Source organism: Aeromonas sp. s6, assembly GCF_040907815.1.
Taxonomy (GTDB): Bacteria; Pseudomonadota; Gammaproteobacteria; order Enterobacterales; family Aeromonadaceae; genus Aeromonas; species Aeromonas caviae.
The window spans coordinates 26305-35197 of record NZ_JBFOCN010000024.1; the positions used below are offsets into that span (position 1 = coordinate 26305).

10 protein-coding genes and 1 pseudogene are annotated in these 8893 nt (G+C 62.6%); 7 read left to right on the forward strand and 4 right to left on the reverse strand.

All coding sequences use genetic code 11. From position 1 onward, the window contains the following. Positions 1 to 39: 39 nt before the first annotated feature. Positions 40 to 705 (reverse strand): chromophore lyase CpcT/CpeT, encoded by a 666-nt coding sequence (locus tag AB5Y50_RS02570; protein WP_174213892.1) that lies wholly within the window; start codon positions 703 to 705, stop codon positions 40 to 42. 199 nt (positions 706 to 904) lie between these two features. On the opposite strand from AB5Y50_RS02570, the gene AB5Y50_RS02575 reads away from it, so the two are divergent. Further along, entirely contained in the window at positions 905 to 1348 is a 444-nt protein-coding gene (locus AB5Y50_RS02575; RefSeq protein WP_042882233.1) for an SRPBCC family protein, read from the forward strand. Positions 1349 to 1474: 126 nt separating this feature from the next. Then, complete coding sequence (locus AB5Y50_RS02580) at positions 1475 to 2131, forward strand: DUF3313 domain-containing protein (protein WP_029313469.1); 657 nt, start codon at positions 1475 to 1477, stop codon at positions 2129 to 2131. Between the two features lie 60 nt (positions 2132 to 2191). On the opposite strand, the gene AB5Y50_RS02585 is transcribed toward AB5Y50_RS02580, so the two are convergent. Beyond that, positions 2192 to 2692, reverse strand: a complete 501-nt coding sequence (locus tag AB5Y50_RS02585; RefSeq protein WP_041212145.1) for a DUF1993 domain-containing protein — start codon at positions 2690 to 2692, stop codon at positions 2192 to 2194. 290 nt (positions 2693 to 2982) lie between these two features. Here AB5Y50_RS02585 and ydfZ point away from each other — a divergent pair, with 290 nt between their 5' ends. Beyond that, positions 2983 to 3180 carry a putative selenium delivery protein YdfZ gene (ydfZ, locus tag AB5Y50_RS02590; RefSeq protein WP_069784180.1) on the forward strand — a complete coding sequence of 66 codons (198 nt, stop codon included), beginning with the start codon at positions 2983 to 2985 and terminating at the stop codon, positions 3178 to 3180. Positions 3181 to 3286: 106 nt separating this feature from the next. On the opposite strand, the gene AB5Y50_RS02595 is transcribed toward ydfZ, so the two are convergent. Together AB5Y50_RS02595 and AB5Y50_RS02600 are read right to left on the reverse strand one after the other, a co-directional pair. Beyond that, on the reverse strand, positions 3287 to 3628 hold the full coding sequence (locus AB5Y50_RS02595; RefSeq protein WP_042864616.1) for an SH3 domain-containing protein: 342 nt from the start codon (positions 3626 to 3628) through the stop codon (positions 3287 to 3289). A 202-nt stretch (positions 3629 to 3830) separates the two neighbouring features. Beyond that, on the reverse strand, positions 3831 to 5204 hold the full coding sequence (locus AB5Y50_RS02600; RefSeq protein ID WP_069784181.1) for a DUF4397 domain-containing protein: 1374 nt from the start codon (positions 5202 to 5204) through the stop codon (positions 3831 to 3833). A gap of 238 nt (positions 5205 to 5442) precedes the next feature. Here AB5Y50_RS02600 and AB5Y50_RS02605 point away from each other — a divergent pair, with 238 nt between their 5' ends. The 4 genes and pseudogenes from AB5Y50_RS02605 to AB5Y50_RS02620 all read left to right on the forward strand — a co-directional run. Continuing rightward, on the forward strand, positions 5443 to 6228 hold the full coding sequence (locus tag AB5Y50_RS02605) for a hypothetical protein (RefSeq protein WP_069784182.1): 786 nt from the start codon (positions 5443 to 5445) through the stop codon (positions 6226 to 6228). Positions 6229 to 6514: 286 nt separating this feature from the next. Then, on the forward strand, positions 6515 to 7408 hold the full coding sequence (locus AB5Y50_RS02610; RefSeq protein WP_069784183.1) for a LysR family transcriptional regulator: 894 nt from the start codon (positions 6515 to 6517) through the stop codon (positions 7406 to 7408). Positions 7409 to 7596: 188 nt separating this feature from the next. Then, positions 7597 to 7782 (forward strand): annotated as a pseudogene (locus AB5Y50_RS02615) (hypothetical protein); the annotation flags it as partial. 170 nt (positions 7783 to 7952) lie between these two features. Continuing rightward, positions 7953 to 8893 (forward strand): IS4-like element IS50R family transposase (locus AB5Y50_RS02620; RefSeq protein ID WP_368162397.1); only part of this gene is annotated, 941 nt, incomplete at its 3' end.

Genomic DNA, 8893 nt, shown 5'->3' on the forward strand with positions numbered 1-8893 from the left:
TTGGCGGCAAGCAGGGAGGGGCCTTGACGGACGGCGCGACTACTCCCCGCGCCGCATCCCCTTGCGCAGGTAGACGTAACCCTCCCCCGGGCTGCCCCAGCGCTGATGGGCGCCGTTGTCATAGGCCCTGTCCAGCAGCCGGACACTGTCCGGGCCGATCCAGAGGTACTGCACCAGGGTGGTGGCACCGCCAAAATCGGTGGCGCAATGCCCGACCCGGGTCTGTCCTTTGTACTCCCCGCCCGGCTGGCGGGTCAGCCAGATCTCGCACCCTTCGCGCAGGGAGAGCTGCTGCGGAGTGAGGGAATCGAGCAGCTCGGGCTGGCGCCAGGCGCCGGCGAAATCCGTGGCCCTCGGCATGGTCAGCTCCGCCATCAGGATGCGGCCATCGGGCAGCGGGGAGAAACGGTAGATGCGCTGGCGAAACGGTCGCTGCGCCCGCTCGGTCAGAAACTGCTCCGCATAGACCCAGCGAAAGGGGCCCTCCCCGGGCCAGATCTCCACCAGCCGCAGCTCGGCACTGGTGAAGCGGGCATCGAAGGTGGCCTGCTCCTGGCTGGAAAACTCCCCCGAGAACCAGGAGAGCAGGGGCTCCAGCCTCCCCTGCGTGGCATGGGGGCCGGGGGCCGTCACGAAGGGGACGGGCGCCGCCCAGATCAGGCTGGCGTAAAACAGCCCCAGCAGGGCCGCCATCAGCTGTGTCATCGAATCCTTCCGAGTCGCTTGCATGGCGGCGATTATATGAGCGAACGGTGACAATAACCTCTATCTTGATCAACTCCTTGAAGAGAAAACGAAAAATCCTCTCTGCAGGCGAAAGGAGGCGACGCCCCCCCCGCAGGCCACGGGGATGACGGCTATCCTTGCTGCGACCCGTCCCTGTTGCCACCAAGAGGAGTCCCCCATGAACACAGTCACCCTGCATCGCGTACTCAAGGCCCCGCCACAACGGGTATACCAGGCCTTTATCGAGCCGGACGCCCTGGCCAAATGGCTGCCCCCCCATGGCTTCACCTGCAAGGTGGCGGCGCTGGATGCCAGGGTCGGCGGCCAGTTCAGGATGTCGTTCACCCACTTCGCCAGCGGCCACACCCACGCCTTCGGCGGCGAGTATCTCGCGCTGGAGCCGGGCAAGCGCATCCGCTACACCGACCGCTTCGACGACCCCAACCTGCCGGGGGAGATGCAGGTCACCATCACCCTCACCCAGGTGCTGTGCGGCACCGATCTCGCCATCGAACAGGCGGGTATTCCGGCGGTCATCCCGGTGGAGATGTGCTACCTCGGCTGGCAGGAGTCCCTGATGCAGCTCGCCACCCTGGTGGAGCCCGAGATCCCCGCCGAGTGACCCGACAAGGGGGCTCCCCCGGTGGCCCGCGCACAGATACCCCTTGTGAGAGAGGGGCCTGATCAGGTATCTCTGTGGGCAGGGCGGGCTGCGTCCTTCAGCGACCGTCCACCGCCAGGAGCCCCCATGAAACGAGTCTTGATGATGACCATGGCCGCCGCCCTGCTGGGCGGGTGCGCCGTGAAGAACCAGGTCACCCACAGCCTGCAGGCGATCCCGCTCACGGCCTTCCAGCAAAGCGAGAGCAACCCCAACCAGCGCATCTACAAGGAGCCCGGCGTGGATCTGCGCCAGTACCATCAGGTGCTGCTCGACCCCTTGCAATTCATCCGCCAGGAGAACGGCCAGTGGTATCTGCTGACTGCCAACGAGCAGAACGAGATAGGCCGCTACTACCACGCCACCTTCCAGCGGGAGCTGATGAGCCAGGGCGTCAAGATGGCTACCGAACCCGGTCCCGGCGTGATGCGGGTGCAGGCGGCCATCACCAACTTCGACCTGACCCGCCCCGACCCCAAGCTGCGGGATCTGCTGCCCGCCAAGATCGCCATCAACGTCACCCGCGAGGTAATAGGCAAGGAGCCCTATCTGCTCAGGGTGGGCAGCATGGCCCAGTTGCTCGACGCCCAGAGCGGCAAGCTGCTGGTGCGGGTGATGGACGCTCGCGAGAGCCCGGACACCACCCACAAGGATTCCCCCATCACCGCCCAGGAGATGGAGAAGATGATCGATCAGTGGGCCGCAAGTCGCGCCAAACAACTGGCCGACAACCTGGGGCGCTGAGCCGGGCCGAAAACGACAAAGCCTGCCAGGGGGCAGGCTTTGTCGTCGCTGAAGCGCGGTTTATTGCAGGTTCAGACCACCCAGGTAATCCCGCTTGCCCAGATCCACCCCGGCCTGGCGCAGCAGGGCATAGGTCATGGTGAGGTGGAAGTAGAAGTTCGGGATGCCGTACTCGTGGACGCAGCTGTGGCCGTCCATCCCCTTGCCACCGGCCCAGTAGGGGTAGTAGTGGCCGCTCGCATACTGGCTGAAATCGGCGTCCAGCTTGCCTTGCAGGTAGGCGATGGTCTTGGCCACGTGGGCGCGCAGATCCGCCATGGTCTTGGGATCATCCCCCAGCACCGGCGGCTCGCTCAGGCTGGCGGTGGCCACCACGGCGCGGGCGCTGTCACAACAGATCAGCACCTGCTTGCTCAGGGGCAGCATGTCGACGATGAGGCGCTCATTGAAGAAGTTGTCCACGTTGAATTTCTTCGCCTCGGCGTGGGCCTCGGCCTTGGCCAGACACTGGTCCAGGTTGGTCAGCATCTTGATGAACTGGGCTGCGATATCACGATTCATAATGCACTCTCGGTTGGTTGAAGGCAGTAAAACGAGCGGCTCCACTATAGTGCATCCCCCTTGCAGTTCGAGCCTGAGGGGATGAAAAGCGGGGGCGCTCTTCCTGCCCTGCGACAGGCGGTGGCGATCACCGGCGGGCAGCGAGGCCAGAGCGCCGCGCCCCGTCGCCGCACCGCGTCCCTCTTTCCCCTTTTTTTGATCTGTGACAGGCATCTCGTTTTTCGAGGGGCGTAGTCTGGAGCCCGTTGCCCCGGCACGGGCCGGGGCACCCATCCCACAAGGAGAATGCCATGAAGATCTACGATCGAAACCGCAATGTGCTGACCCTGGGCCAACGGGTGATGATTGCCGCCACCGGCGCCGTCGACTTTCTGAAAGAGGCTCACACCGACAACCTGACCCCCTATCAGGCCGAGCATGAAAAGTGCGTGCTGCTGACGAACAGCCAGGAGCGCTACGCCCCCATCGAGTTGATTAGACTAGGCTGATCCCGTTTTCCGTCACCCTACTCTTTACAATTCACCCGGCCGCACGCCCCGTCGCTGGCCGGGTTTCTCTCTCCGCTATCGACTCCTTCTCCGAGCCGCTGCCACCTTATGAGGGCGAGGCGATGCAGCTGGCCGGGATCCAGCCTGATTGCCCCGCTTCGTTGTGAACCCAGAGCCAGCCTGCCAGCTCCCGATCCACCCGTACCCGCTCCCCCACCGCAACGTCCAGCTCCCGGGCGGTATAGTCCTGGCGCGCCTGCGCCTCCCCGGCGCCGATCGGGGTCAGCAGGGACAGGGGCGCCCACCCCTCGTTGCCGTCTGCGGTAAAGGTGCGCACCCAGCCCGGGAACTCGTCGTCCTCATGGCCGATGCGCACCCGCTCACCGGCCCGAAAGGCGATGGGATTGGGATAACAGGTGTGGTGCGCCGTGGTGATCAACGCCAGCATTGTCTCTTCCTCCGACAGGTTCTGTTTGATGACGCCCCGAGTCATACCACAACCCGGGCCTGACGGCTCTATGCCGGGCCGACTCTTTCTGGTCATCCCCGGACTGCCAGGATCCCCACCTAGCCAGCGGCAGGCCATAAAAAGACCCGGACTGACAGTTCAGTCCGGGTCCAGTCACCCCTGCTCTTGATGAGAGAGGGGGTTATTGACTGCTGCTGATGTCTTCCAGGATCAGCAACTCGGGATCGACGCCCCCGACGCTGTCAGACAAGGCTGCCGCAGTTAATACCTGGCTGGTCGACAAGGTGACCGGCAGGGGGCCAATGACCGGGCTCTTGTCACCCGAGGCGGTGACGGTGACAAAGTAGTCTCCGGCGGCAACCGCAAGATACCCGCTGTCCCCCTTGAAGGGCACAGCCTTGAGCAAGGGGATGCTGGCGCTGATGTCTGACCCCGTCGTCAGATAAACGTCCACTGCCGGAGCCGTGGGTGCCGCATGAAGCACGCGAAGCTGCGCCTCTGTCGCCACCGCGCGGCCCGTGTCCGTCAGCAGCAAGGGCTCAATGGTTTCGCCAGCGGGATCCAGCAACTGGCCGACGGCAAACAGGGAGTAGCGGGTGCCCGCCTTGAGCGGCACGTCGCTGGCATTGATCACTTCAGGGGTCGTGGCGCCCGTCGGCGTGACCACAAAATCATAATCCGCCGCCGCCAGATCCAGATATCCGGTATTTCCCTTGAACGCCAGCCCCTGCAACGGGGCGGCGGTCGGTGCGGCACCATTGACCCGGATATCCACGGCCGGGGCGTCAGCAACCCCATGGACCACCCTCAACTGGGCCTGCTCATCCACAGACAGGAGAGGGGTTGCACCAGTGCTGTCGATGGCAAGCAGCTTGACCGGGCTTGGCCCCGCCCCCAGGTTGTCGATCGCCGCAATCAGCAGATCCGCACCGCCGATGAGAGGCAATGGACCCGAGTCATACACCACATCGCTGCTGCCCGGCAGCGTCAGCCTGACCTGATACTCCCCGGCCGGCAGAGTCAGGGGATCGCTATAGGTCTTGAAGGGAATGCCGGACAGCGTCGGACTGCCCAATGCGGCACCGGGAGCGGTGACATGAACATCCACCGCAGGTGCGCTCGGGGCGGCATGCACGACCTGCACCCGGATCTCGCCGCCTGCGGGCATCTGGTCCGGCCGTTCAATCACCAGCGGGCCAAACGCGGTATCGCCGCTGCCCGTCAGTTTACCCACGGCCAGCACGTCGTACTGGGTGTCGGGTTTGAGATCGAGGGAGACCGGCCCGATGACCGTCGCGGTACCGCTCGGCAAAATCCCGTCCACTGCCACCTCGTGACTGCCAGCCGCCACCGGCTTGAGCCCGCTACTCGAGCCAAAATCAACGGCCGTCAGGAAGGCAGCCCCATCGACATTGACATTCACCCTGGGGGCATCGGGGGCGAGGTGGCTGATCCTGATGGCCGCATTGGGCGGACTGCTGTCATTGTCACTGCCTCCGCACGCAGTCAGACCCAATATCATTGCAAGTGCGGCACAACGTTGAATCCATTTCATCTGGTCATTCTCCATTGGTTGGTCCCCACGGGCATATGCATCTCGCTAATGACTGGATCATCACTTTTTGTGCTTTTTTCACCCTGCTTGTGACGCAGCATGGTGCACCTGGCAGGCGTGCTCCTCCCTTTGCTCTGCCATTCATTACTATCAGTGAATTTTCATATCATCCGAGTGTCATTTCAGTGAACACATCGCCGCCCTAGACTGCTTCTCGAACCTTAACGAGGAGTCTTGTATGAAACTCACGCCTATCCCGTTGCTGGCCGGCACCCTCGCCTCGGCCTTCTCTTTCAACACCTTCGCCGGTGACCTGGTCTCGGTGCAGTTCAGCGATGGCCGCCCCGCCGTGACCGGGGTCGAAGCGGTCAACAACGCGCTCAACCCCATCGGCGTCAACGTGGTCACCGTCGACATTCCCGAGGCCGCCAGGCCGCTGCTTGAAGCCTCTCACCGCCGCGCCCTGACCAAAGCGGAGCACGGCGCCCTGATTGCGGCCTTCAATCTGAGTCAGGGGGAGCTGCTGGAACAGGCCAGGCTCGCAGGGCGCGAGCCCGCAGTGCAAGGGGGCGGCGTCGCCACCGAAGAGACAGGCGTCGGCCCCTACCCCAAGGTCTATGACCTGATGGCGCTGGACGAGCGCACCCGCAGCGCCGTGCTGGGGAAATACGGCCGCATGCACGTCAACTCCGCCGAGGACGGCACCGACATTGACGAGGTGATGACGGTGGTCAGCGGCGGCCCCTTCCGCTGGGGCTTTACCCTCAAAGACGGCAGCATCGCCCGCTTCCAGATAGACAAGGTGGGCCTTGAGGACAAGGCGGTGCGAGTCAGCTATCACGGGCTCGGCATGCACGCCGGGTTGATGGATGCAAAACAGGGGCTGCTGGTGGCCTTCGCCCACGGACCCAGAGCGTTCACCATGCGCTACCAGGCGGACGTGCCCCACGCCCAGTTGCTTGGCACCAACCCCTGGGCCGATGTCGGCATCACCCTGCCCCCCGCCCCCGGCAAGGTGCAGTAAGCCGGTGCGTGCCATCTGGCGGCGGGGCCCGGGCCCTGCCGCCTGCTTTTATGCCTGCTATGCCTGCCGTCACGGGCCGGGGTGCCCGGGCCCATCGCCTCTCTTTCGTCTGCGTCTCTGCCGGGCCCGTCACGGGCCGCAGGGCCATGATCCGGGCCGCTCTACCACCGGCAACTCTCTGTCTGGCGGGGGATGGGGGGTGGACACCCCGGGGATCCGCACTATTGTGATAAAAGTGCGCAATGATGGCGCCATCATTTACCAGTAGTGAATTAACGGGGGCAGGATGAACAAGATCACGGCGCTGAACGTCTTTCGCCGAGTGGTGGAAATGGGCACCTTCAGGGCGGCGGCGGACGACCTGCACCTCTCACAGGCGGCGGTCAGCAAGAACATCAACGAGCTGGAAGCCTATCTCGGCATCGCCCTCATCAACCGCACCACCCGGCGGCTGAGCGTCACCGAATCGGGCATGGCCTATTACGGCCAGATATGCGCCGTGCTGGACAGCCTGGAGGCCGCCGACCAGTCCATCATGGCCGCCTCCTTCACCCCCAGGGGCAGGCTGAGGATCGGCATGCCCATGTCCTACGGGCTGATCCGGCTCAACCCCCTCGTCTGCGCCTTCCAGCGCCGCTATCCGGAAATCGGCATCGAGGTGATCCTGAGCGATGCCTACATGGATCTGGTGGATCAGGGGCTGGACGTGGTGATCCGGGGGGCTGGCACCCTGGAGGACTCCACCCTGCGCGCCAAACCCCTGTGCGAGGTGCAGCGAGTGCTCTGCGCCGCCCCCGATTACCTGAAGGAGGCGGGCCAACCCGCCCACCCGGCGGATCTCAAGGGCCACAACTGCCTGCGCTACAGCCTCTCCTCCTCCCCCAACAAGTGGTTCTTCACCCGGGACGCGGAAAGTGTGGCGGTGGAGCTGCCCCCCGCCCGCTTCTGCGCCAACAACGGCATCGCCCTGAAACAGGCGGCGGTGCAGGGGCTCGGGGTGATCTTGGTACCGCACGAGTTCGTGGCAAGCGAGCTGGCGGATGGCACCCTGATGACCCTGCTCCCCGACTGGCAACCAGACTCCCACGCCCTCTTCGCCGTCTACCCCTTCCACAAGGAGCAGTCCCGCAACGTGCGGCTCTTTATCGAATTTATCGTCAAGGCGTTTCAGTTGCGGTGAGCCCGACAGGCGGGAGCCTGGAGTTTGTGCCTCTCGGGCGAAACGTCGATAACCTACGGATCTGCCTCATGTCGGTTAATTGTCGGATTATTGAATCCCGTCACATCGGTATCAGCCTGAGCGGTTGCATGGCTATGAGGCCCCATGCGAACCTTTATTTGCCTTTCTTCCAACCAAAACAAAGGGTGCCGGGCAGCAGCATCTCTTACATGTCGAAGAACGATGCCACTCTGACCCTCAGCACCGAGGCGGGTAAAAATTACTACGTATGGCAGGAGGTCAAAATGGGCCTGTTGATGGCCCGCTCCAAGCTGAGTCAGGTCAGTGAAGAGGAGGGCAAGCAAGGGGTAATGGAGAGCAAGTTGGTTAAATGAGCGGATGAAGTCGAAACCAATATTAATGGCCGTGGATGATCACGGCCATATTGAATATCCACATCACTAAGGCATATGGCTGACTCTTATACACAAGTAGCGTCCTGAACGGAACCTTTCCCGTTTTCCAGGATCTGATCTTCTATGTGACTCCCAACATAGTAACGATCATGATAACTTCTGCTCTTCATCGTACGGCTGACTGGGCCAAATCTGTTTTCTCTTCGGCGGCGCTGGGTGATCCTCGCCGTACCACCCGTCTGGTTAACGTCGCCGCTCAATTGGCAAAATATTCTGGAAAATCAATAACCATCTCATCCGAGGGCAGTGAAGCCATGCAGGAAGGCGCTTACCGATTTATCCGCAATCCCAACGTTTCTGCCGAGGCGATCAGAAAGGCTGGCGCGATGCAAACGGTCAAGTTGGCTCAGAAGTTTCCCGAACTGCTGGCCATTGAGGACACCACCTCTTTGAGTTATCGCCACCAGGTCGCCGAAGAGCTTGGGAAGCTGGGCTCTATTCAGGATAAATCCCGCGGATGGTGGGTTCACTCCGTGCTCTTGCTCGAGGCCACCACATTCCGCACCGTAGGATTACTGCATCAGGAGTGGTGGATGCGCCCGGATGACCCTGCCGATGCGGATGAAAAGGAGAGTGGCAAATGGCTGGCTGCGGCCGCAACTAGCCGGTTACGCATGGGCAGCATGATGAGCAACGTGATTGCGGTCTGTGACCGCGAAGCCGATATCCATGCTTATCTGCAGGACAAACTGGCGCATAACGAGCGCTTCGTGGTGCGCTCCAAGCACCCACGCAAGGACGTAGAGTCTGGGTTGTATCTGTACGACCATCTGAAGAACCAACCGGAGTTGGGTGGCTATCAGATCAGTATTCCGCAAAAGGGCGTGGTGGATAAACGCGGTAAACGTAAAAATCGACCAGCCCGCAAGGCGAGCTTGAGCCTGCGCAGTGGGCGCATCACGCTAAAACAGGGGAATATCACGCTCAACGCGGTGCTGGCCGAGGAGATTAACCCGCCCAAGGGTGAGACCCCGTTGAAATGGTTGTTGCTGACCAGCGAACCGGTCGAGTCGCTAGCCCAAGCCTTGCG

Excerpts from the sequence above, each read along its gene's own strand:
- AB5Y50_RS02570 (WP_174213892.1), bottom strand. The coding sequence starts at position 705 with ATGACACAGCTGATGGCGGCCCTGCTGGGGCTGTTTTACGCCAGCCTG.
- AB5Y50_RS02575 (WP_042882233.1), top strand. The coding sequence starts at position 905 with ATGAACACAGTCACCCTGCATCGCGTACTCAAGGCCCCGCCACAACGG.
- AB5Y50_RS02580 (WP_029313469.1), top strand. The coding sequence starts at position 1,475 with ATGAAACGAGTCTTGATGATGACCATGGCCGCCGCCCTGCTGGGCGGG.
- AB5Y50_RS02585 (WP_041212145.1), bottom strand. The coding sequence starts at position 2,692 with ATGAATCGTGATATCGCAGCCCAGTTCATCAAGATGCTGACCAACCTG.
- ydfZ (WP_069784180.1), top strand. The coding sequence starts at position 2,983 with ATGAAGATCTACGATCGAAACCGCAATGTGCTGACCCTGGGCCAACGG.
- AB5Y50_RS02595 (WP_042864616.1), bottom strand. The coding sequence starts at position 3,628 with ATGCTGGCGTTGATCACCACGGCGCACCACACCTGTTATCCCAATCCC.
- AB5Y50_RS02600 (WP_069784181.1), bottom strand. The coding sequence starts at position 5,204 with ATGAAATGGATTCAACGTTGTGCCGCACTTGCAATGATATTGGGTCTG.
- AB5Y50_RS02605 (WP_069784182.1), top strand. The coding sequence starts at position 5,443 with ATGAAACTCACGCCTATCCCGTTGCTGGCCGGCACCCTCGCCTCGGCC.
- AB5Y50_RS02610 (WP_069784183.1), top strand. The coding sequence starts at position 6,515 with ATGAACAAGATCACGGCGCTGAACGTCTTTCGCCGAGTGGTGGAAATG.